This window comes from Nocardia sp. NPDC051832 (assembly GCF_040681285.1).
GTDB lineage: Bacteria > Actinomycetota > Actinomycetes > Mycobacteriales > Mycobacteriaceae > Nocardia.
On the sequence record NZ_JBFAYL010000002.1, the window covers coordinates 241,413 to 264,328 of the forward strand.

General features: G+C 68.0%; 21 protein-coding genes. 15 read left to right on the forward strand and 6 right to left on the reverse strand.

Features of this window, described 5'->3' with window-relative positions:
* Window positions 1-74: 74 nt before the first annotated feature.
* Window positions 75-1,091, reverse strand: a complete 1,017-nt coding sequence (locus AB0M14_RS10855; protein WP_364992133.1) for a Gfo/Idh/MocA family oxidoreductase — start codon at window positions 1,089-1,091, stop codon at window positions 75-77.
* Window positions 1,092-1,119: 28 nt separating this feature from the next.
* Window positions 1,120-2,121 (reverse strand): LacI family DNA-binding transcriptional regulator, encoded by a 1,002-nt coding sequence (locus tag AB0M14_RS10860; protein ID WP_364992135.1) that lies wholly within the window; start codon window positions 2,119-2,121, stop codon window positions 1,120-1,122.
* A 263-nt stretch (window positions 2,122-2,384) separates the two neighbouring features.
* Here AB0M14_RS10860 and AB0M14_RS10865 point away from each other — a divergent pair, with 263 nt between their 5' ends.
* The 11 genes from AB0M14_RS10865 (at window position 2,385) to serA (ending at window position 14,218) form a co-directional block, all read left to right on the forward strand.
* Complete coding sequence (locus AB0M14_RS10865; RefSeq protein WP_364992139.1) at window positions 2,385-3,299, forward strand: TIM barrel protein; 915 nt, start codon at window positions 2,385-2,387, stop codon at window positions 3,297-3,299.
* Between the two features lie 8 nt (window positions 3,300-3,307).
* Entirely contained in the window at window positions 3,308-4,285 is a 978-nt protein-coding gene (locus tag AB0M14_RS10870; protein WP_364992142.1) for a sugar ABC transporter substrate-binding protein, read from the forward strand.
* Between the two features lie 15 nt (window positions 4,286-4,300).
* Complete coding sequence (locus tag AB0M14_RS10875; RefSeq protein ID WP_364992145.1) at window positions 4,301-5,320, forward strand: ABC transporter permease; 1,020 nt, start codon at window positions 4,301-4,303, stop codon at window positions 5,318-5,320.
* On the forward strand, window positions 5,317-6,159 hold the full coding sequence (locus tag AB0M14_RS10880; protein ID WP_364992148.1) for an ATP-binding cassette domain-containing protein: 843 nt from the start codon (window positions 5,317-5,319) through the stop codon (window positions 6,157-6,159). The genes AB0M14_RS10875 and AB0M14_RS10880 overlap by 4 nt, the downstream gene beginning before the upstream one ends.
* Window positions 6,156-7,112 carry a 5-dehydro-2-deoxygluconokinase gene (gene iolC, locus AB0M14_RS10885; RefSeq protein WP_364992151.1) on the forward strand — a complete coding sequence of 319 codons (957 nt, stop codon included), beginning with the start codon at window positions 6,156-6,158 and terminating at the stop codon, window positions 7,110-7,112. Before AB0M14_RS10880 ends, iolC begins: the two co-directional genes overlap by 4 nt.
* A 29-nt stretch (window positions 7,113-7,141) precedes the next feature.
* A complete protein-coding gene (locus tag AB0M14_RS10890; RefSeq protein ID WP_364992154.1) occupies window positions 7,142-8,035 on the forward strand; it encodes an aldolase in 894 nt (297 codons plus the stop codon).
* 211 nt (window positions 8,036-8,246) lie between these two features.
* Window positions 8,247-9,125: a 5-deoxy-glucuronate isomerase gene (iolB, locus tag AB0M14_RS10895; RefSeq protein WP_364992158.1), complete on the forward strand. Its 879-nt coding sequence runs from the start codon at window positions 8,247-8,249 to the stop codon at window positions 9,123-9,125.
* Between the two features lie 12 nt (window positions 9,126-9,137).
* Window positions 9,138-11,051 (forward strand): 3D-(3,5/4)-trihydroxycyclohexane-1,2-dione acylhydrolase (decyclizing), encoded by a 1,914-nt coding sequence (gene iolD, locus AB0M14_RS10900; protein WP_364992162.1) that lies wholly within the window; start codon window positions 9,138-9,140, stop codon window positions 11,049-11,051.
* A gap of 170 nt (window positions 11,052-11,221) precedes the next feature.
* Window positions 11,222-11,425 carry a cold-shock protein gene (locus tag AB0M14_RS10905; RefSeq protein ID WP_040708909.1) on the forward strand — a complete coding sequence of 68 codons (204 nt, stop codon included), beginning with the start codon at window positions 11,222-11,224 and terminating at the stop codon, window positions 11,423-11,425.
* Between the two features lie 83 nt (window positions 11,426-11,508).
* Entirely contained in the window at window positions 11,509-11,712 is a 204-nt protein-coding gene (locus tag AB0M14_RS10910) for a cold-shock protein (RefSeq protein WP_364992165.1), read from the forward strand.
* A gap of 907 nt (window positions 11,713-12,619) precedes the next feature.
* Window positions 12,620-14,218 carry a phosphoglycerate dehydrogenase gene (serA, locus tag AB0M14_RS10915; protein ID WP_364995640.1) on the forward strand — a complete coding sequence of 533 codons (1,599 nt, stop codon included), beginning with the start codon at window positions 12,620-12,622 and terminating at the stop codon, window positions 14,216-14,218.
* 64 nt (window positions 14,219-14,282) lie between these two features.
* On the opposite strand, the gene AB0M14_RS10920 is transcribed toward serA, so the two are convergent.
* Window positions 14,283-14,522, reverse strand: coding sequence for a hypothetical protein (locus tag AB0M14_RS10920; RefSeq protein ID WP_364992167.1), 240 nt, complete (start codon window positions 14,520-14,522; stop codon window positions 14,283-14,285).
* Between the two features lie 133 nt (window positions 14,523-14,655).
* Here AB0M14_RS10920 and AB0M14_RS10925 point away from each other — a divergent pair, with 133 nt between their 5' ends.
* Both AB0M14_RS10925 and AB0M14_RS10930 read left to right on the forward strand, forming a co-directional pair.
* The gene (locus AB0M14_RS10925; RefSeq protein WP_364992169.1) at window positions 14,656-15,663 is read left to right on the forward strand and encodes a 3-isopropylmalate dehydrogenase; all 1,008 of its coding nucleotides are present in this window, start codon (window positions 14,656-14,658) and stop codon (window positions 15,661-15,663) included.
* Between the two features lie 136 nt (window positions 15,664-15,799).
* On the forward strand, window positions 15,800-16,453 hold the full coding sequence (locus tag AB0M14_RS10930; RefSeq protein ID WP_364992171.1) for a Uma2 family endonuclease: 654 nt from the start codon (window positions 15,800-15,802) through the stop codon (window positions 16,451-16,453).
* A gap of 945 nt (window positions 16,454-17,398) precedes the next feature.
* On the opposite strand, the gene AB0M14_RS10935 is transcribed toward AB0M14_RS10930, so the two are convergent.
* From AB0M14_RS10935 to AB0M14_RS10945, 3 genes are all read right to left on the reverse strand, one after another.
* Entirely contained in the window at window positions 17,399-17,935 is a 537-nt protein-coding gene (locus AB0M14_RS10935) for a hypothetical protein (protein ID WP_364992174.1), read from the reverse strand.
* 58 nt (window positions 17,936-17,993) lie between these two features.
* Complete coding sequence (locus AB0M14_RS10940; protein WP_364992176.1) at window positions 17,994-19,070, reverse strand: ADP-ribosylglycohydrolase family protein; 1,077 nt, start codon at window positions 19,068-19,070, stop codon at window positions 17,994-17,996.
* Between the two features lie 113 nt (window positions 19,071-19,183).
* Window positions 19,184-20,380 (reverse strand): MFS transporter, encoded by a 1,197-nt coding sequence (locus AB0M14_RS10945; RefSeq protein WP_364992178.1) that lies wholly within the window; start codon window positions 20,378-20,380, stop codon window positions 19,184-19,186.
* 270 nt (window positions 20,381-20,650) lie between these two features.
* Here AB0M14_RS10945 and AB0M14_RS10950 point away from each other — a divergent pair, with 270 nt between their 5' ends.
* Together AB0M14_RS10950 and gltX are read left to right on the forward strand one after the other, a co-directional pair.
* On the forward strand, window positions 20,651-21,424 hold the full coding sequence (locus AB0M14_RS10950) for a fumarylacetoacetate hydrolase family protein (protein ID WP_364992181.1): 774 nt from the start codon (window positions 20,651-20,653) through the stop codon (window positions 21,422-21,424).
* Window positions 21,425-21,439: 15 nt separating this feature from the next.
* Window positions 21,440-22,912 carry a glutamate--tRNA ligase gene (gltX, locus tag AB0M14_RS10955; RefSeq protein ID WP_364992184.1) on the forward strand — a complete coding sequence of 491 codons (1,473 nt, stop codon included), beginning with the start codon at window positions 21,440-21,442 and terminating at the stop codon, window positions 22,910-22,912.
* Window positions 22,913-22,916: the final 4 nt, after the last annotated feature.

The window sequence follows — 22,916 nt, forward strand, 5'->3', positions numbered from 1 at the left end:
GCACGCTGTCCACCACCAGTGTGTCACCGCAGTACGACATCCCGCCGCTACCGGAGCGGTCGGTTCGGACCGCTCTAGCGGCGCACCTCGTCGTGGCGCACCGGGCGGCCGTCGCGGCGCGAGAGTTCGCAGGCCTCGGCGATGTAGAAGGCCTCGAGCGCGTCAGCGGGATGACAGGGGGTGGGAATCTCGCCGGTGACTACCGAGAGGAAGGCGAGGAGTTCGGCGGTGTAGGCGTGGTGGAATCGCTCCATGAAGTTGGGGTAGGCCGGGGAAGTGGATGGGGGACAGCCGGGTTCGACGGAGCGCAGGGGTGTGCGGTCGTCCAGGCCGACGATGGCGTTGCCGCGCGAGCCGAGGGCTTCCAGTCGCACGTCGTAACCGGCGCCGTTGTACCGGGACAGCGACACCGTCGCGAGCGTCCCGTCGTCGAGCGTCAGGGAGACCACGGCGGTGTCGACATCGCCTGCGGTACTGAAGAATTCGTCGCCTCGATTGCCGCCCGTGGCGTACACCTGGACGACCTCGCGCCCGGTGACCCAGCGGATGATGTCGAAATCGTGGACACCGCAGTCCCGGAACAGCCCGCCCGAGCGGGCGACGTACTCCGCGGGCGGCGGTGCCGGGTCGAGGGTGGTGGCGCGCAGCGTGTGCAGCCAGCCGAGTTCACCCGAGGTGATGGCGGCGCGGGCCGCGCGGTAGCCGGCGTCGAAGCGCCGCTGAAAGCCGATTTGTACTGGGACATCGCTGTTTTCGAGATGCTGGAGCACCGCGAGCGTGCCCTGGATGTCCGCGGCGACCGGCTTCTCGCAGAACACCGGAAGGCCGTGATCGACCGCGCGGGTGATCAGCTCGGGGTGCGAGTCGGTCGCCGTGGCGATGACCAGGCCGGAAAGTCCGGAGTCGAGCAGTGTTTCGACATCGGGCGCGAAATCGATGCCGAGTTTGGTCGCGGTGGCCTGCGCTCGGGCCGCGTCGGCGTCGGCGACGGCTACGGAGCCGACGCCGGGCAGGGATTTGAGGGTTTCGGCGTGGGCGGCGCCGATACGGCCGGTGCCGGCGAGGCCGATGCGGAGGTCGGTCGTGGTCATCGAATCTCCTTGGGTGCGGGCGCTGAGCTCAGGTGAGAGCGGCGGTGGTGGAGCGAACGACGAGAGACGGTTCGACCCGGCGGCGGACCGGAGTGGTCCGTCCGTCGCGCAGGCGTTCGGCCAGGGCCTCGAGGGCGAGCCGGCCCATTTGGATGCGTGGTTGATCGATGGTGGTGAGCGAGACGTGGCGGAGCGCGGCCAGCGAGGTGTTGTCGTAGCCGACGATCGACACGTCCTCGGGCACCCGCAGCCCGGCCTCCTCCAGCCCGGACATGGCGCCGACCGCGTTGAAGTCGTTGCCGCACACCAGCGCTGTGGGGAAGTCGTTGTGGGAGAACAGGTTCCGCAATTGCTGCACGGCGGCGAGACCGGCGGAGTCGGTGTGTTCGCTGGGGACGACCATCGGTTCCAGCCCGTGGCGCCGCATGGCGGCGAGGTAGCCGCGGCGGCGCGCGGCGGAGGAAAACGCCGCGCCGCCGTCGAGATGCACGATGCGGCGGTGCCCGAGCGTCACCAGATGGTCTACCGCCAGGGCGGACCCGGCCTCCCCGTCGTCGTTGACGGTGTCGACCTCGGGAACGGTCGAGCCACGCGACACCAGCACCACCGGACCCTGTTGCGCCGCAAGACGAATGGCGGCGGCGGGCAGCACGGGGGAGAGCAGGATGATGCCGCCGGGCCGGAATGCGAGCAGGCTCTCCACGGCGGTGCGTTCGCGGGCGGCGCTGCGGCGTCCGGTATTGAGGATGAGTTCGAAGCCGAGTTCCTGCGCCGCGGTGTCCATGCCCTCGACCACGTCGGCGAAGAACGCGTTGCGCAGATCGGAGACCAGCACGCCGACGATATTGGAGGTCCGGCTGGCCAGCGAACGCGCCATGATGTGCGGCTGATAGCCGAGATCCTTCGCGGCCGCCAGCACGGCGCGGCGGCGATGCTCGCTGACCTTGGGCGAGTTGCGCATGACCAGCGAGACCAGGGCGCGGGATACGCCGGCCCGGGCGGCGACGTCCTCCATGGTCGGTCGCGCCATCTCGCCTCCGGTCCGCCGGATCCGGCAGGCGCTGCACCCGCTCCGGTGTCCGTGCGGCTCGCACGTTACAAGGTCCGCTACGGCTAGGCAATAGAGCGCTCTAATCGATCGGCCGCCCGGCTCCGCTTCGGCTGAACGGCAACGTCTTCCGAGGTGGCGCGGCTTTCCGGCCCGAGCGCACACCCCTTGACACGCTGTGGCCTGCGTTACATAGTTGGAGCGCTCCAATCCGCGAGCCCTCGTGCACAGGTCGGAGAGTCCTGATGGCCGAACCGTTCCACCCGCCGCGTATCGCGGGCGCGCCGATCTCCTGGGGCGTCTGCGAGGTTCCCGGCTGGGGCCACGTCCTCGACACCCGGACCGTGCTGGCCGAGATGTCCGCGCTCGGCATCACCGCGACCGAACTCGGGCCGCCGGGCTATCTGCCCACCGACCCGGGTGCGCTGCGCGCGCTGCTGGACGAATACGGCATGCACGCGATCGGCGGTTTCCTCGCCGTACCCCTGCACTATCAACCCGATCTCGCCCTCGCGGCCGTCCGGCGCAACGCCGCGTTGTTCGCCGCGACCGGCGCCGAGGTCCTGATCCTCGCGGCGGCCACCGGCCTCGAGGGCTACGACGGCCGCACGCCCCTCACCGGCCGGGAATGGCAAACCTTGATCGACACCACGACGCGGGCCCGCGATATCGCCGCCGAACACGGCCTGCGCGCCGTGCTGCACCCACACGTCGGCACCCAGATCGAAACCCAGGCCGAGGTCGAGCGCTTCCTGGCCGACTCGGATCTGGACCTGTGCCTGGATACCGGGCACCTGCTCATCGGCGGTACGAGTCCGGTGCGCCTGGCGCGTCGCCACCCCGGCCGGATCGGGCACATCCACCTCAAGGACGTGCGCAGCGACCTCGCCGACGAAATCCGGGGCGGCAAACTCGAATACAGCCAAGCGGTGCGCCAGGGGCTGTATGTTCCGCTGGGTGAGGGCGATGTCGATATCGCGGCACTGGTAGGCGGTATGCACGAATCCGGTTACCGCGGTTGGTATGTCATCGAGCAGGACACCGCTCTGGCGCCCACCGGCGCGGCGAGCCGGCCGCGCCGGGACACCGAACAAAGCTTGCGCTATCTCGCGGGGATCAGCACCGCACTGGCGTCGGGTGAGAAAGTAGTTGGGAAGTGATGACAACGATGTCGATACAGCGCGTACGCCGTTTGGTGCCGTGGATCGCCGCGGCGACGATCCTGGCGGCCTGTAGCGGACCCGGCTCCGACGAGCCCGCCAAGACCGAATCCCCCGGGGCCCAGGGCACCCTGGAGTCGGTCGCGGTCGTCACGCACGGCAGCGCCGGCGACGCCTTCTGGAACGTCGTGAAGAACGGCGCCGAACAGGCGGGCAAAGATCTCGGCGTCCGCGTCGACTACAACTCCTCCGGCGACCCGGGACAGCAGGCCAAGCTGATCGACAACGCCGTCGCGCAGGGCGTCGGCGGCCTCGTCGTCTCCATGGCCAACCCGGACGCGCTGCGCTCCTCCATCGAAAAGGCGGTGGCGGCGGGCATTCCGGTGGTCACCATCAACTCCGGCGAGAACGACAGCGCCAAGTTCGGCGCCATCACCCACGTCGGCCAGAGCGAGACCCTCGCCGGGACCAACGCGGGCAAGCGCCTGGCCGACGCCGGAAAGAAGAAGCTGCTCTGCGTGATTCACGAGGCCGGCAATATCGGCGCGAACCAGCGCTGCGACGGCGCCACCAAGGCGTTCGGCAACGGCAGCACGCTGCAGGTCGACATCAACAACCCCACCGACGCCCAGGCCCGGATCAAGGGCGCGGTCGAAGCCGATCGCTCCATCGACGCGGTGCTGACCTTGAATTCGCAGGTCGCCGCGCGCGCCGTCGACGGCGTCAAAGAGGCGAGCTCGGCCGCGACCATCGCCACTTTCGACCTGAATTCCGATGTGGTGGAGGCGATCAAGGCGGGCAAGCTGCTGTTCGCGGTGGATCAGCAACAGTACGAGCAGGGCTATCTCCCGGTCGTGCTGCTGAAGCTGTACCAAACCAATCGCAACACCCTCGGCGGCGGCGCACCCGTGCAGACCGGTCCGGCGTTCGTGGACAAGAACAATGTGGAAGCCGTCGCCGCCCTGGTCTCACGTGGCACCCGCTGAGCAGGAGGCGATGACATGACCGTTGCGGCAGCCGGTCCCTCCCTGCTGCATCGCCTCCTCGTGCGGCCGGAGGTGGGCGCCGCCCTAGGCGCCCTGCTGGTGTTCGTGTTCTTCTCGATCGTCACCGAGCGGTTCCTGAGTCCGATGGGCATCGCGAACTGGCTCGACGACGCCTCCACCCTCGGCATCATGGCCGTCGCGGTGGCGTTGTTGATGATCGGCGGCGAGTTCGATCTGTCGGCGGGCGTGATGACCGCGTCGACGGCCCTGGTCACCGCCCTGCTGGCCGTGCACGCCGGCTGGAATGTCTGGGCGGCGCTGCTGGTTTCGCTGCTGCTCGCGCTGGCGGTCGGCGCGTTCAACGGCTGGCTGGTCATGCGGACGGGGATGCCGAGTTTCATCGTCACCCTCGGCACCTTCCTGGCGCTCCAGGGCCTCAACCTCGGCATCACCCGGCTGGTCACGGGAACGGTTCAGGTGGCGGGCATTCGGAGCGCGCCCGGCTACGAGTCCGCGGGCTCGGTCTTCGCCTCCACCCTGAAAATCGGCGGCACCAGCGTGCAGGCGTCGGTGCTCTGGTGGATCGTGCTCACCGCGATCGCCGCGTTCGTGCTGACCCGCACCAAGTTCGGGAACTGGATCTTCGCCGTCGGCGGATCGCTGCCCAGCGCCCGAGCGGTTGGCGTGCCCGCGGACCGGACGAAGATCATCCTCTTCATGACCACGGCGTTCGCGGGCTGGGTGGTCGGCTCCTGCATGATCCTGCGGTTCACCAGCGTGCAGGCCAACCAGGGGATCGGGCTGGAGCTGCACTACATCATCGCCGCGGTGGTCGGCGGCTGCCTGCTCACCGGCGGATTCGGGTCCGCGGTGGGCGCCGCGATCGGCGCGCTCATCTTCGGCATGGCGCGGCAGGGCATCGTGTTCGCCCGCTGGGACAGCGACTGGTTCATGCTGTTCCTGGGCGTGCTCCTGCTGGCCGCGGTACTGGTGAACAATCGATTCCAGAAGCGAGCCGAGAGGGTCAGGCGATGACGGCGGCACGCGGCGATTCGACCGGGAACGACGACCAGGCCAGGGATGCGCTGGGGCCGCCGCTGATCGAGACCGTCGATATCGGTAAGAGCTACGGCGGTGTGGTGGCACTGCACGATGTCTCGATGACGGTGCGCGCGGGGGAAGTGACCTGCGTGCTCGGGGACAACGGCGCGGGCAAGTCGACGTTGATCAAGATTCTCGCGGGTGTGCATCAGCACGACCGCGGGGAGTTGCGGCTCGGTGGTGTGCCCACCCGGTTCTCCTCTCCGCGTGCGGCTTTGGACCACGGAATCGCGACGGTGTACCAGGACTTGGCCGTGGTTCCGCTGATGAGCGTGTGGCGCAACTTCGTTCTCGGGTCCGAACCGACCGTCGGTGTCGGGCCGTTCCGCATGCTCGACATTCGCACCGGGCGGGAGATCGCCCGAAAGGGACTGTCGGACATGGGGATCGAGATTCGCGATATGGAGCAGCCGGTCGGCACGCTCTCCGGCGGACAGCGGCAGTGCGTCGCGATCGCCCGTGCGGTGCACTACGGGGCGAAGGTGCTGATCCTGGACGAGCCCACCGCGGCGCTCGGCGTCAAACAGGCCGGGGTGGTGCTGCGCTATGTCGTGCAAGCGCGGGATCGCGGGCTCGGGGTCGTGCTCATCACCCACAATCCGCATCATGCCTTCCCGGTGGGCGACCATTTCTTGCTGCTCAAGCGGGGCGGCGTCCTCGGCTCCTACGACAAGTCCGAGATCGATGTCTCCGATCTGACCAGGCAGATGGCGGGCGGCGCGGAACTCGAGGCGCTGGAGCACGAGCTCCAGCGGGTGGTGGACGCCTCGTGACCGAGCTGGAGGTCCTCACGATCGGGCGGGTCGGGGTGGACCTGTACCCGCAGCAGAGCGGCGTGCCCCTCGCGGAGGTCGAAACCTTCGCGAAATCGCTGGGCGGCACCGCGACCAACGTCGCCGTGGCCGCCGCGCGGCTCGGCCGGCGCAGCGCGGTGCTGACGAAGGTCGGCCCCGATGGTTTCGGTGATTATGTGCGGTCCGCCCTCGAAAGATTCGGCGTGACTTCGCGATACGTGGCGACCGCGCCGAATTTGCAGACGCCCGTGGTCTTCTGCGCACTGGATCCGCCGGAAGACCCGCCGCTGCTCTTCTACCGCTCGCCCCTCGCGCCCGACCTGACCATCGAAGCACGCGATGTCCCCTGGGATGTGGTGGATCGGGTGCCGCTGCTGTGGGTGACCGGCACCGGCGTCAGTGCCGAGGCGAGCCGCAGTACGCAGCGCGCGATCCTGCACCGCCGCGCCCGTCGTGGCCACACCGTGCTCGACCTCGACTACCGCCCGATGTTCTGGCCGGACCCGGCACTGGCCCGCCCGGAGATCGCCTGGATGCTCGACCACGTCACCGTGGTGGTGGGCAATCGTGCCGAAACCGAAGTGGCCGTGGGGACTTCCGATCCGGATGCGGCCGCGGACCGAATACTCGCACGGGGCGTCAGCCTGGCGGTCGTCAAACGCGGCGCCGAGGGTGTCCTGATCGCCACCGCCGAGGCGCGCTGGACGGTGCCGCCCTGTCCGGTACAGGTGGTCTGCGGGCTCGGCGCGGGCGACGGGTTCGGCGGCGCGCTGAGCCACGGTCTGCTCTCGGGCTGGGATCCGGAACGCATCGCCGTCTACGCGAACGCCGCTGGGGCACTGGTGGCTTCGCGGCTGGCGTGTGCGGACGCGATGCCGACGCACGAGGAGATCGACGCGCTGGCGACCAGAGTGCCCCGCAACGACCAGTGAGTGAGCAGGTTCCGTTCGAAGGAGGCGTGATGTATCTGACCGATGCTCGCTGGCGTGAACTGCTGCGCATCCGCGCTACCGACCCGGGCGCTGTCGAACGTGCCTACGCTCGCCGCGTCCGCCGCCCGACGCTGATGCCGGACAAGCGCACCCTGTTCCTCGTCGCCGCTGATCACCCGGCGCGCGGGGCCTTGGAAGTCGGCGCGGATCGCACTGCCATGGCCGATCGCCGGACCCTGCTGGAGCGCCTGCTCATCGCGTTGTCCAACGAGGCCGTGGACGGCGTGCTCGGGTCTCCGGACGTGGTCGAAGAACTCCTGCTCCTCGGTGCCCTCAACGACAAGGTCGTCATCGGGTCGATGAACCGCGGCGGCCTGGCCGGCGCGGAATGGGAGATCGACGACCGCTTCACCGGCTACGACGCCGCCTCACTGGTGAAGTACCGCCTCGACGGCGGCAAAATGCTACTGCGCCTGGTGGATTCGGATCCCGGCACCGTCCCGACCCTGCACGCCTGCGCCCAGGCCGTCTCCGACCTCGCGGCCCACGGCCTCATGGCCATGGTCGAGCCGCTGCCCTACCGCCGCGACGAATCCGGCGCACTGGTCATGAGCAAGGACGCTCCAGCACTCTCCCGCGCCATAACCGTCGCCTCCGGCCTCGGCGTCACCTCCGCCTACACCTGGCTCAAAATCCCCGCACCCGACGACAACTCGGTCCTCGACGCCACGACGCTGCCGGTAGTCGTCCTCGGCGGCATCCCGTCCGGTGACCCCGCCGCTGACTTGACCGCGTGGGGCAGCGCCCTCACCCATGACGTAGTCCGCGGCCTGGTCGTCGGCCGCTCCCTGCTCTACCCGCCCGACGGCGACGTAGCCGCGGCGGTCGACGCCGCGGCACGAGTCCTGAAGGAAGCCCGATGAACCCCTGTCCTCCCGGCGCGCTTCCGGCCGGGACCCGGGCAGCGGATTCCAGCGCGATCACCCACCGCACGGCGGCGCCCCGGCTCGCGGCCGAAAGCGGGCCGGGACGACGGGGCCGTCGCATGGATCGCGAGCGCTGCGTGGTCCGTGCGGGGATTCGGCGGCGGCGGTGCCTGGGCAGGTGCGCCGTGAGCAGGCGGGTGGTGGTGCGATGACGTTGCATCTCCCTGCGGGGACTCTGATGGACGGGCTCGACCCTGTTCTGCTGACTCCGGAGACGGCGCAGTGGCGTTACGCCGGGTTGCGGGTGGTGAGCGTGGCCGCCGGGACGTCGAGGACGGTGTGGACCGGGGAGTTCGAGGCGTTCGTGCTGCCGCTGGCGGGATCCGGGACTGTGCGTGTCGACGGGCAGACCTTCGAACTGCAAGGGCGTGCATCGGTTTTCACCCGGGTCACCGACTTCGCGTACGTTCCCCGTGCCGCCGAGGTCGAGCTGTCCAGCCGGGAGGGCCTGGAGGCGGCGTTGCCGATGGCGCGTTGCACGCGCCGCCTGACGCCGAAATACGGCCCTGCCGAGGACGTTCCGGTGGAAGTGCGCGGTGCGGGTCAGGCGACCCGTCAGGTCACCAACTTCGGGGTTCCCGGGGTCTGGGACCATGCCGACAAACTCAATGCCTGTGAGCTGCTCACGCCGGACGGCAACTGGTCGTCCTATCCGCCGCACAAGCACGACGAGGTGAGCGACTGCGAGGTCGTGAACGAGGAGATCTACTACTTCCGCATCGCAGGCGGGGACGGAATCACGCCGTCCCGCACTGGTTTCGGTATGCACCGCACCTACGGCGGCACGCTCGACGAGAACGTCGCCGTCCGGGACGGCGATGTCTTCCTGATCCCGCACGGCTATCACGGACCGTGTATCGCGGCCCCCGGCTACCCGATGTACTACCTCAACGTGCTCGCGGGACCCGCCGAGCAGCGCTCGATGGCCTTCTGCGACGACCCGGCGCACAGCTGGGTGCGCGAGACCTGGAACACCCAACCCCGTGACCCCCGCTGCCCCGTCACGAATCACCAGGGGCGCCTGTAGAGGACGGTTCCGATGAAGTCGACCACCGCACAAGCTCTCGTCTCCTGGCTGATCGCACAGCGCTCGGAAACGCTCGATGGTCGTGAAGTCCCGTTGTTCCCAGCGGTGTTCGCGATCTTCGGGCACGGCAACGTGCTCGGCCTCGGCACCGCGCTCCAGGAGCGGCGGGACGAAATACCCACGTGGCGAGGGCATACCGAGCAGGGCATGGCACTCGCGGCGGTCGGCTATGCGAAAGCGACGCACCGCCGTCAGGTGGGTGTCGCGACCTCCTCTATCGGCCCCGGGGCGCTGAACATGGTCACCGCGGCCGGGGTGGCGCACGCGAATCGGCTTCCGCTGCTGCTGCTTCCAGGTGACACCTTCACCGGCCGCGCACCGGATCCGGTCCTGCAACAGGTTGAGCATTTCCACGACGCCACCGGCACCGTCAACGACGCCTTCCGCGCCGTCAGCCGGTACTTCGACCGCGTCACCCGCCCCGAACAGCTCATCGCCACCCTGCCCCAAGTGGCCCGCGTGCTCACCGATCCAGCCGACGCGGGGCCGGTCACGCTGGCCCTGCCCCAGGACGTCCAAGCCGAGACCTTCGACTTCCCCGACGCGCTCTTCGAGCCCGTCCTGCATCGAATCCCGCGTCCCCGTCCCGACATTCGGGTACTCGCCGAAGCCGCCGCCGTCATCCGCACCGCCGGGCGACCGCTGATCGTCCTCGGCGGCGGCGTCCGCTATTCGGACGCGGTATCGCAGATACTGGAGTTCGCTGAGCGCCACGGCATTCCGGTGACCGAAACCACCGCTGGCCGCACTCTCGTCCCGCACGACCACCCGCTGCACGCGGGCCCGCTCGGCATCACCGGGTCGGAATCGGCGAATGCCCTTGCCGCCGAAGCGGATCTGGTCCTGGCGATCGGCACCCGCTTGCAGGACTTCACGACCGCCTCCTGGACCGTCTTCGCTCCCGGCGTCCGCCTCGTCACCGTCAACACGGCTCGCTTCGACGCCGTCAAGCACGGCGCGCTGGCCATCGTCGGCGATGCCCAGGCGACCATCGCCGAGCTGTCCGAGCATGTGCAGCGGGATTGGCGGGTCGAGCAGTCCTGGACCGAGCGCGCCGCGGCCCTGCGCGGGGCCTGGGATGCCGGTATCGACAAGCTCCGTGCCCCCACCGCGGGCGAACCCAGCTACGCCCAGGTCGTCGGTGTGGTGAACGAGCTCAGCGCGATCGGCGACTACGTCATGACCGCCTCCGGCGGTCTCCCCGGCGAGCTGATCGGCGGCTGGCGGGCCCGCGGCGGCGCACCGGAAATGGACGTCGAGTACGGCTTCTCCTGCATGGGCTACGAAGTGGCCGGCGCGTGGGGCGCGGCCATGGCGCACACCACAGGACTGGTCACCACGCTGCTCGGGGACGGCTCCTATCTGATGGCCAATTCCGAGCTGTTCTCCGCGGCGTTCGCGGGCCATCCGTTTGTCGCCGTCGTCTGCGACAACGACGGCTACGCGGTCATCGCGCGGCTGCAAGAGGGGCAGGGCGGAGTTTCGTTCAATAATTTCTACGCCGATTGCCGAACCACCCTCGCCGAACCACCGCGGGTGAATTTCGCCGAGCACGCCCGAGCCCTGGGTTGCGCGGTCTATACCGCCACTGACCTGGTCGAATTCCGTGCTGCCTATGCTCGGGCCCGGAGCGCGGCCGCCGAGCACTCCCGGCCCGCCGTGGTAGTGGTCCGCACCCAGCCCGCAACCTGGACCGAAGCCGGCGCCTGGTGGGAAGTCGGTGTGCCGCAACATCTTTCCGGACGAGCGGACTACGAGCCGGGCAAGCGCGACCAGCTCCGCTACCTCGGCCCGGCGGGTGCGAACTTTTCTCAGCTGCGCCATCGGCCTCCTCGCGCAGAACTTCCGGATGGAAATGGGCGTTGAGCGGGGGAAATGCCGATCGGGCGGCGGTCGCCACACCGCGCGGCAGAGGTTGTTTTCCTCACATCGGGGGTACCGGACTGTGGCCGAATTCGTCGGATCATGGCATCGTTGATCATCGAGACCAGGGCATTCCGTTTGCCAGAATCTGGCTCGTCTACAGAAGGTATGAAATGGCTCAGGGTGTAGTTAAGTGGTTCAACAGCGAGAAGGGCTTCGGCTTCATCGCGCAAGACGGCGGAGGCCCCGACGTCTTCGTGCATTACTCGGCTGTTAGCGGCTCGGGTTTCCGGTCCCTCGACGAGGGGCAGCGCGTGGAGTTCGAGATCGGCCAGGGCCAGAAGGGCCCGCAGGCGCAGGACGTCCGCGTTCTCTGATCTCGCGATCTAAGCTTCGACAGCCCCCGCACCGGCACGGTGCGGGGGCTGTCTCACGTTCGGGGCCGTTCTAGGATGAGCTTGTGGCGCAGGGCACAGTGAAGTGGTTCGACACGAAGAAGGGCTTCGGGTTCATCTCCGAGGACGGCGGCCTGGACGTCTTCGTCGACTATCTGGAACTCGACGGCTCCGGCTTCCGCAATCTCACCGAAGGGCAACGCGTCGAGTTCGAGATCCGGCACGCCAAAGCCGGCCCCGAAGCCCTCGGTGTCCGCCTCATCGACTGAGCGCGGTGTTCGATCGGCCACATCTTCGCGGGTGCGCCGTGATCATCGGACCGCTGGCCGATGCCCGATATGTCCGTTGCTGTCGGCGGGGTTCCGATGTCTGATCAATCCGATTCGCCCGAATAGTAAGCAGTGCCCGGCGCGGGTCGTGCAACGCAATCACGGCGTTGCGTTGCCTGCTCATCACGTGAGTATCACGGGTGAATCACCGAGAATTGTCGTCGACGATCGGCAGGGCGCAGGTGCCGCTGTAATGGCCTCAATGATTCGACATTCAATTCGTCTACCAGCAATTCTTAGACGGCTGCCAGAGTTCTCACATGAAGCCGCAACGCTCTGGCGAACTGGTCGATCGTCCAGCCTGCCGGTGTGGCATTTCCCCAGGTAAAGCCCCAGATTCCAGGGTCATTGGCGGCAATATTTGGTGACCTGGGCCACTTCAAGCCCATCGATGTGTCCTGCATCACTAATCGTGAGAATTCCGTAACCGCATTCGTCCGGGCCCCGATGTGCCATGTGCAAGCCAGTTCACTGGAAACATTACGACCGAAGAGGTTTTCAAATGATCCCCGTTATCATCGACACCGGTTCCGCTGCGCTCGACGGCCTGTTCAACACCTTTGGTGCCGCCCTCTCCGGCATCTTCAAGACCCTGTGGACCGGCTCCTTCGGCGGCTGATTCGAATTTCCGATCGAATAATTCGATCGACCCCGCGCCGCCCGGTCGGCGCGAAATGTGGGAAGGCCTCTCGCCCCTGTGGCGCGGGGCCTTCCGCCGTGTCCGGGCCTGCTCGCGGAGTGTCACACTGACGGCGGCTGCCTACCGGGGGGTAAGGGTGGCCGAAATCGATCCCACTAAGCTAGGCGGCGGTAAATGCCGACCACCATTCCCCAGGAGTACTCCATCGTGAGCCAAGCAGGCCGTCCCGTTGTCCTGATCGCCGACAAGCTCGCCCAGTCGACCGTCGACGCGCTCGGTGATGGAGTCGAGGTTCGTTGGGTCGACGGCCCGAACCGTCCCGAACTACTCGCCGCGGTACCGGAGGCCGACGCGCTGCTGGTCCGCTCCGCGACCACCGTCGACGCCGAGGTGCTCGAAGCCGGCAAGAACCTGAAGATCGTCGCCCGGGCCGGCGTCGGCCTCGACAACGTCGACGTGCCCGCGGCCACCGAGCGCGGCGTCATGGTCGTGAACGCCCCGACCTCCAACATCCACACCGCCGCCGAGCACGCCGTCACCCTGCTGCTCGCCGCCGCCCGCCAGATCCCCGCCGCCGACGCCACCCTGCGTGAGCACACCTGGCAGCGCAGCAAGTTCAACGGCGTCGAGATCTTCGGCAAGACCGTCGGCGTCATCGGCCTGGGCCGGATCGGCCAGCTCTTCGCCCAGCGCCTGGCCGCGTTCGAGACCAAGCTCATCGCGTACGACCCCTACACCTCCCCGGCGCGCGCCGCGCAGCTCGGCATCGAACTGGTGACCTTGGACGAGGTGCTCGAGCGCGCCGACTTCATCTCCATCCACCTGCCGAAGACGCCCGAAACCAAGGGCATGATCAACGCCGAGACGATCGCCAAGACCAAGAAGGGCGTCATCATCGTCAACGCCGCCCGCGGCGGGCTGATCGACGAGCAGGCGCTCGCCGACGCCATCACCTCGGGCCACGTGCGCGCCGCGGGTCTGGATGTGTTCGAGACCGAACCGTGCACCGACAGCCCGCTGTTCAACCTGCCGCAGGTCGTGGTCACCCCGCATCTGGGCGCGTCCACCGCCGAGGCGCAGGATCGGGCCGGCACCGATGTCGCCAAGTCGGTGCAGCTCGCCCTCGCCGGTGAGTTCGTGCCCGGCGCGGTCAACGTGACCGGCGGCGCGGTCACCGACGTTGTCGCGCCGTGGCTGGAGATCGTGCGCAAGCAGGGCGCGCTGCTCGGCGCCATCGCCGACGAGCTGCCGGTCAGCCTGGAGGTCCAGGTGCGCGGCGAGCTGGCTGCCAGCGACGTCGCGGTGCTGGAGCTTTCGGCGCTGCGCGGCGTCTTCTCCGCGCTCATCGAGGACGCGGTCACCTTCGTCAACGCGCCGTCGCTGGCCAAGGATCGCGGCCTGGAGTCCTCGGTCAGCACGCACACCGAGAGCCCGACCCACCGCAGCCTGGTGGACCTGCGCGCCGTGTTCGGCGACGGCAGCACCCTGAACGTGGCCGGCACCCTGACCGAGCCGCACCAGGTGCAGAAGATCGTCAACATCAACGGCCGCAACTACGACATGCGCGCCGAGGGCCTGAACCTGGCCGTCCTCAACTACGAGGACAAGCCGGGTGCGCTGGGCAAGATCGGCACCAAGCTCGGCGAGGCCGGCGTCGACATTCTGGCCGCGCAGCTGAGCCAGGACGTGGATCAGGAAGGCGCGACCGTGGTGCTGCGCGTCAACCAGGACGTGGCCGCCGACGTGCAGGCCGCGATCGCCGAGGCCGTCGGCGCGGCGAAGGTCGTGCTGGTCGACCTGGCCTGAGCCGGCTGAAAGTCTTTGCCGCCGAGTCCCTTCCACAGTGCGTGGAAGGGACTCGGCGTTTCGGTCAACCGATGCCGCGTGCCCGCGCCTCGACCGCGTCCTTGGCTTCCACCAAGCTGGCCGCGGGATCGAGATCGCGATAGGCCTTGATCGCCTGAATCTTCTTGCCGCGCTTGATCAGCGCGTCGACCTCGGCGTAGTCGAACGCCAGGCTCGGGTCCGGGATGTTCAGATGCTCGAGGATGAGGTCGAGTTTGCGTTCGAGCCGGTCGATCTTTCGCTCGAGTCTGTAGGTGTCGAACATGGTCCGAACCCTACCGACGCTCGGCTATCTCACTGTGTGAGAGAGGTTTGCCCTGGTGGCGGGGGTATCGGGGCCGCCAGCTATCGTGGGCCGTGTTGACGGGCGCACGAATTCGAACAGGAGCATTACTTTCATGAAGCTTGCTGTCATCCCTGGTGACGGAATCGGTCCCGAGGTCATCGCCGAGGCACTCAAGGTGCTCGACGTGGTGCTGCCCGGTGTCGAGAAGACCGAATACGACCTGGGTGCCAAGCGCTACCACGCGACCGGCGAGATCCTGCCGGAGAACGTGCTCCCCGAGCTGAAGCAGCACGACGCGATCCTGCTCGGCGCCATCGGCGACCCGTCCGTGCCCAGCGGCGTGCTGGAGCGCGGGCTGCTGCTGCACACCCGCTTCGCGCTGGACCATCATGTGAACCTGCGCCCGTCCAAGTTGTTCACCGGCGTCACCAGCCCGCTGGCCGGTAGCCCCGACATCGATTTCGTCGTCGTGCGCGAAGGCACCGAAGGTCCTTACACCGGCACCGGCGGCGCCATCCGCGTCGGGACCCCGCACGAGGTCGCCACCGAGGTGAGCACCAACACCCGCTTCGGCATCGAGCGCGTCGTGCGCTACGCCTTCAACCTGGCGCAGACCCGCCGCAAGCACCTCACGCTGGTGCACAAGAACAATGTGCTCACCTTCGCCGGCTCGCTGTGGCAGCGCACCGTCGACCAGGTCGCGACCGAATTCCCCGATGTCGCAACGGCTTACCAGCACATCGACGCCGCCACCATCCACATGGTCACCGACCCGGGCCGCTTCGACGTCATCGTCACCGACAACCTCTTCGGCGACATCATCACCGACCTCGCCGCCGCCGTCTCCGGTGGCATCGGCCTGGCCGCCTCCGGCAACATCGACGCCTCCGGCGTCAACCCCTCCATGTTCGAGCCGGTCCACGGCAGCGCCCCCGACATCGCCGGCCAATCCAAGGCCGACCCCACCGCCGCCATCCTCTCGGTCTCCCTGCTCCTCAACCACCTGGGCCACACCGAGGCCGCGGCCCGCATCGAATCCGCCGTCGCCAAGGACCTCGCCGCCCGCACCGGCCCCGCCTCGACCGTCGAAATCGGCGACCGCATCGCCGCCGCCCTCTGAGCCGAGCCGCATCGAAGGCTCGACCGAACGGTCGGGCATTCGATTTGCGCGCGCACCAGTACGTGCTGGTATCTGCCCAGGCAGTTACCATCGGCGTTAGGCTGATGTCCATTCGAACGGGACGTCGCGGCCAGGTTTGGTTGACCAGCCGCGTCGGCCCGACGTAATCGAGACGACCAACGGAGGCGAGATGACGGCACATCGATCCGCCCACGACGCTGGTTTCGGCCCCTACACTGTCCTCGATCTACACGAGTTGCCAGAGGACGGTAAGGGTTTCGAGCTCGAAGACGGCTGGCTGATCGAGGAGGCGGCGGGGTATCGACACAACTGGATTGCTCGGCGGCTTGCTCGATTGATCGAAGATGCCAGTGCTGGGACCTTGGTCGCACTGGACGGCGGTGAGTGGGAAGTCAATACCCCGAGCGGTGTGCGTAAGCCCGATATCGCGGTCCTGGATGTGGAGTTCGCGCACGCCCTCCTCCTCGAGGACTCCCCGAAGCTGATCCCTGGGAACGCGCTCGTCGTAGCGGTTGAGGTGATCTCGCACGGCAGTTCCAGCGAGCGTACCGATCGATTGCGGAAGGCTCACGAGTACGCAGCACTGGGAATTCCCGAGTACTGGATCATCGAACAGAAGCCGCAGATCCGGGTCCTCCGGCTGGTTCTCGATGGTGCGACTTACCGATCTGGAACCGCCGTTGCGGCGGGATCGGAATTCGTTGCTGATGTCGACTGGGACAAGCCGTTCCGGGTTGCGTTCGACCCTGCCACCCTGCTGGGGCACTGATCGAGAGCGCATAGTATCCGGCTGGCGCGCGTAGTTACGTTATGGCCCTGCACCTTGATGGTGCAGGGTCACAACGGTATTCGCGATGAGAAATAGGTGGTTCGCGGTTCCGCTGCCACGATGATCGAGATATGCGCGGTCTCAACGGGATCGGAGAGGAACGGCTGGAGGCGTAGCGGCCGGACGCCAGCGGCCTTTTGCAGGATGTGAGACGGCCGCGTTGCCGGGCCCAGCTGATGGCGTTGGTCGTCCAATTCTCTGGTGGCGAGTCGTGACCTGGCCCCCAGATGGACAGAGGCCGGAATTCGGGACTGTTTACTTCTCGCCCGGTGTGCCGGGTGGCCGGGGAGTGTCAGGCGGGCGAGGGTTGTTCGAATCTGTTGGTGGGGCTGGCTTTTCGCTTTGGGGATGTGGGTGCGTTCGCCAGGATGTGTCCGGGTGTGCTGGGTGAGCTCGTGGATGTGGTGGGGGAGTCGGCCATTCGTTGCCCGAGGGGCCATCGAAGTGGGGGCCGTCCGGGGGTGGCGGAAATCCATCGCCCGGTGGGGGCGGCCATGGTGCGCCAGGTGGTGGCGGGGGCCACGGGGCTCCGGGTGGAGGTGGTCGCCAATGAGGCTGCTGGGCAGGAGGATCCGAGTCCAGATGTGGCGGCGGATTCGAACCCCAATGAGGCTGCTGGGTGGGGGCACTCGGGTTGGCGGGCGGTACCGGCGGGGTATGGGGCCCATGTGGTTGTCGCGCGAGACGATCGGCGCCCGGAGGGGGAGGTGGGTGCGGCGGTGGATTCGGTCCCCGATATCGCTCCTGGGCAGAGGGATTGGCGTCTGGGTGCGGAGGCGGGTGTGGTGGGCGGGGTGCGCCGGTTGGTGGGGTGGGTGGAGGTGGTGGGTCAGGCGGGTTGTTGGGGTCGGTGGGCATTTCTATCTCCTTGTGGTGGAACGCAGTTCAGTGCTGATGTCCCGGGGTAGGCGGGTGGCCGGGGTGGGGCGGGGCTTGGATGTCGGGTGCGCTCGGCGGGGTTTGGAAGCCGGGAGGGGTCGGTGGGGTTCGGAAGTCGGGGGCCGCCGGTGGGCCGGGTGGGGCCGGGAAACTGGGGGCGGGCGGTGGGCCGGGTGGGGTTTGGAAGTTGGGGGCGGCTGGGGGGCCGGGCGGGAAGGGAGGCATTGGTGGATGCGGGAAGGGGCCGAGTGGGGGCATCGGGCCGCTGAAGCGCTGGAAGGCGGCCTGGCGGGAGGTGCCGAGGAGGTCGCCGAGTTCGGCCCAGGTGTGGCCTTCCTCGCGGGCTTGGCGGGCGAGGGTGTGCAGGATGTCGTCGACGAGGCGGCTCAGGTTGCGGGTGGCGGTGAGGGCGGCCAGGACGGGGACCTTCGGGTCGCCTGCTGCGGGGCGCAGGACTTCGACGACCAGGTCGGCGTTGGCGGACAACAACATTCCGAGGGTCGCTCGTTCGTCCTGTGGGTCGGGACGGTGTTCTTCGGTCATGTGTAAAGCGTGGCTTGACATCCAAGTGTTGTCAAGGCCAGCTTTACGTCGAGCGGGCTTACGCCTCCGTGTCGAACGGGTAGCGGTCGGCGAGGCGGGAGCGGTCGCGGTAGCCGAAGTTGATCACCAGATCGTCGGCGACCTGGAGGATTACGTCGCGGCCTTCGATGTCGGCGACCCAGTCCAGGGGGAGGGCGGTCAGGCCGTGGATGGCGCCGAGCAGATTTCCCGCGACTGCGCCGGTGGAGTCGGAGTCGCCGGAGTGGTTTACCGAAAGCATGAGGGCGGCGCGGACATCCTTGGTTTCCTCGGCTTGCAGCGCGCAGTAGACGGCGATGGCCAGGCATTCCTCGGCGATCCAGCCCGCGCCGACCTGCTCGACCGCCTCCGCGCTGGGTTCGGTCGAATCAGCCAGGCGGAGAGCGGTTTCCAGCGCGGCGACGGTTTGCTCGCTGCTCGGGATCCGACTCAGCTGAGTAATGGTCTGCGACAGGGCGGTTCGCAGATCGAGCCCGCCGAGAATACGGTCGAGCAGGGCGGCGAAAGCGCCCGCCGCGAGGTAGCCGGTGGGGTGGCCGTGGGTCAGCTGGGAGGCGCGGGCCGAGGCGGTGAACGCGATGTCGGGACCGAATCCGGCCAGGCCGAACGGCGCCGAACGCATCACCGTCCCACAGCCTTTGGAATTGCTGTTGACCGTGCCCGGCTCGCCCAGCGGCACCGGCGTCTCGAAACCCTTCCGCTGCTGGCGCAGGCCGCCCATGCAGGCATTGCCCGGTGCGCGCACGTCGTAGAGGAAATGCTGAGCGGCCAGCCAGCCGTCCGGCGCCGCACCGGGGCCGGACTGGTATTGGGTGTCCAGCCAGCGCAGGTATGCCCGGCGCAACGACGGCACCGGATCGACACCGGCGGGGCAGCGCAGCAAGCCCTCGGCAGTGAACAACGTCATCTGGGTGTCGTCGGTGATCCGATGCGGCACAGGGCGACCGGCCAGGAACCCGGTCACGCCCGCGGGCCCGTACTCCGAGCGGATCTGGGCCAGCGATTGGAACTCGATCGGCCACCCCAGCGCGTCCCCCACGGCCCCGCCCAGCAACGCGCCCCGGACCTTGTCGACGATCTGTGCGTACTCCTCCACCTGGACGATCCTGTCAGGTAACAGGATTCCCGGCCAACCATTCCGCTGACCGGGAATCCTGCCGCGCGCTGGTTGCGACGGCCCTAGCCCGGCGGGATCTAGAGCCGTCGCGCTCAGGATGGCAGCGTCTGGTGTCGATCCTTCGGCACCAGGGGCACTGCTGCCGCGGCCAGGACGGCTGCGGCGATGTAGGCCGCTGGGAATCCGGTCGCGGTGATCAGTGCGCCGAAAACCGGTGGAACAGCGGCGATAACCAGGTTCTGACCGGTGTTCTGGACACCCAGCCCGCGCCCGCTCCAGTACGGTCCCGCGATCTCGGCCACGGCGGTGAACGCCAGCCCGTTGTCCGACACGGTGATCACCGAGGCGGCGACCAGCAGCGGAATCGCCGCCCACCACCAGTGCGTCCACGCGGTGAATCCCAAGGCGGCCATGGCGATCACCGCGGCGATCGCCACCGTCCGCAGCGGTCCCATCCGGCTCCCGACCCGATCCGACCACGCGCCCGCGCCGATTCGCCCGAACGCGCCCAGGATCTGCGTGAACGTCACCAGCAGACCGGCCGCCGCCAGCGACCACCCCAGATCGCGGTGCAGCCACAGCAGCGCGAAGGTCCACACCGTGGCCTGCGGAACCACCAGCAGCACCGACACCGCGTGAATCCGCCACAGCGTCGAGTCGCCGCGATAGGGGTTGGCGCGCAACGCCGGATCGGCCTCGGACAGTTTCGGCCGCGGCGGGTCGACAATCCCCGCCAGACACCCGATCGCCGCCACGCCGGCCATCGCCGCGGGCACCAGAACGGCTGCCGCCACGCCGTGTTCGGCGGCCACCGACGGAATCGTCAACGCGCCCACGCCGACCCCCAGGGGCTGCGCGGTCTGCCGGATCCCCATGGCCAGCCCGCGCCGATGCGGCGGGAACCAGCCGACGATGACCCGGCCGCTGGCTCCGTTCGTGCTCGCGGCCCCGACGCCGCCGGCGAACAGCAGTGCGCCCAGCGCGATGTCGTTGTGCGTCAGCGCCGCCGCGATTCCGGCGGCGAACATCAGCAGCGGCCCGCCGACCAGGACCTTGCGCTCACCGATCCGGTCGACCACATAGCCCCACGCGATCAGGGTGCACACCAGGCCGACGGTCGGCATGGCCACCAGCAGCCCTGCGGTCGGCAGCGCCATGCCCCGCGCCGTCAGCGCGGGCAGCAGGAAGGGCACGCCGTGGATGAAGACCGAACTCGAGGCCTGCGCGAAGACGCCGAGGCCGAGCATGGACCACCGTCGAACCTCGCGGATCTCCGTTACGGTAGCCATCGGCCTCACCTCTGATCTCAATATGTGGAATTCTGGTCCCACTGTATGAACAACTGGTCGCTACGCTACACCGGCGTGACCGGATCCGTTCCCGCGCCTGGCTGTCGTACTTCTCACACCGGCCGGGGCCCTCGTCCCACCGACCGGCCCCGGGTCCGAAGCGGGGAACAAGTTCGGCCGCACCCCCTTTCGCACGGTCCGGACACGCCGGTAGAAGCCCGGTCGCGGCCCTGTTCGGCCAGGTCGACGCTGGTCGATAGACTGCCGGACATGCGCCTAGGTCGAGTTGCAAGTCCCGATGGGGTCGCGTTCGTCAGCATCGACGGGCAAGGAAGCGACGCCATCGCGAAGGAAATCGCGGAACACCCGTTCGGTACCCCCACCTTCACCGGGCGGAGCTGGCCGCTGGCCGACGTCCGCCTGCTGGCGCCGATCCTGGCCAGCAAGGTGATCTGCGTCGGCAAGAACTACGCCGCGCACGCCGCGGAAATGGGCGGCCCCGCGCCGGAGGAACCGGTCATCTTCATGAAGCCGAGCACCGCCATCATCGGCCCGAACGCCCCGATCATCCTGCCGCCCAGTTCTTCTCAGGTCGACTACGAGGGCGAGCTGGCCGTCGTCATCGGCCGCCCGTGCAAAGACGTGCCCGCCGCCCGTGCCAACGATGTGATTCTCGGCTACACCGTCGCCAACGACGTGACCGCGCGCGATCAGCAGCGCAAGGACGGCCAGTGGACCCGCGGCAAGGGCTACGACACGTTCTGCCCGATCGGCCCGTGGATCGAAACCTCCTTGGACGCAACGGATGTCGAGATCGTCACCGAACTGGACGGTGAAGTGAAACAGCGCAGTCGCACTTCGCTTCTGCTGCACGACATTCCGAAGCTCGTCGAATGGGTATCCACAGTGATGACCCTGCTGCCCGGCGATCTCATCCTGACCGGCACCCCGGAGGGCGTCGGCCCTATGAAGGACGGGCAGCAAGTGTCCATCACCGTCGAGGGTCTGGGCACCCTCACCAATCCCGTTGCCACCAAGCGCTGATCGCGAAAGAGAGCCATGACCGACGTACGCGTCCGCTTCTGCCCGTCCCCCACCGGAACACCGCATGTCGGCCTGATCCGGACCGCCCTGTTCAACTGGGCCTACGCCCGCCACCACGGCGGCAAGTTCGTCTTCCGCATCGAAGACACCGACGCCGCACGCGATTCCGAGGAGTCCTACCAGGCGCTGCTGGACGCGCTGCGCTGGCTCGGCCTCACCTGGGACGAGGGCCCGGAGGTCGGCGGCCCGTACGCGCCCTACCGGCAGTCACAGCGGCGGGATCTGCATCTCGACGTCGTGCGCAAGCTGGTCGAGGCCGGCGAGGCCTACGAATCCTTCTCCACCCCAGAGGAAGTCGAGGCGCGCCACAAGGCCGCCGGTCGGGACCCCAAACTCGGCTACGACAACTTCGACCGCGATCTGACCCCCGAGCAGATCCAGGCGTACCGAGATGCCGGTCGGCCCGCGGTGATTCGGCTGCGGATGCCCGACGCCGATCTGACCTGGCACGACCTGGTGCGCGGTGCGACCACCTTCAAGGCGGGCACTGTGCCCGACTTCGCGCTCACCCGCGGTAACGGCGACCCGCTCTACACGCTGGTGAACCCGGTGGACGACGCGCTGATGAAGATCACCCACGTGCTGCGCGGCGAGGATTTGCTGTCGTCCACTCCGCGTCAGCTCGCGCTGTACGGCGCATTGGAGCGGATCGGCGTGGCCGGCTTCACGCCGGAGTTCGGTCATCTGCCGTTCGTGATGGGCGCGGGGAACAAGAAGCTCTCCAAGCGCGATCCGGAGTCGAATCTGTTCGCTCACCGGGATCGCGGATTCATCCCCGAGGGTTTGCTGAATTACCTCGCGCTACTCGGCTGGGGTATCTCCGACGATCACGACCTGTTTTCGATGGCGGAGATGGTCGAGGCATTCGATATTTCGAAGGTCAATTCCAATCCGGCCCGATTCGATCAGAAGAAGGCCGACGCCCTCAACGCCGAGCACATCCGATTGCTGGAACCCGGTGATTTCGCCCGCAGGCTGCGCGAGTTCCTGACCGGACACGGCCATATCGGCGCCGACGTCGATGAGAAGACCTTCGCCGCCGCCGCGGAACTGGTGCAAACCCGCATCGTCGTGCTGAGCGATGCCTGGGAACTGCTGCGATTCCTGTTCGTTTCGCCGGCGGAATTCGCTGTGGACCCGGCGGCGGGCGCGAAGAATCTCGGCGCCGACGCGGTGCCGGTATTGGACGCCGCCATTGCCGCGCTGGAGCCGCTGGCCGAGTGGACCACCCCCGCTATCGAGGAAGCGCTGAAAACCGCGCTCATCGAGGATTTGGGCCTGAAACCGCGTAAGGCCTTCGCGCCGGTGCGAGTCGGGGTGACGGGTTCGCACATCAGCCCGCCGCTCTACGAGTCGATGGAACTGCTGGGCCGGGGTGTCACCCTGGACCGCCTGCGTGCGGCCCGAGACTGGACCACAACAGCGTAATTCG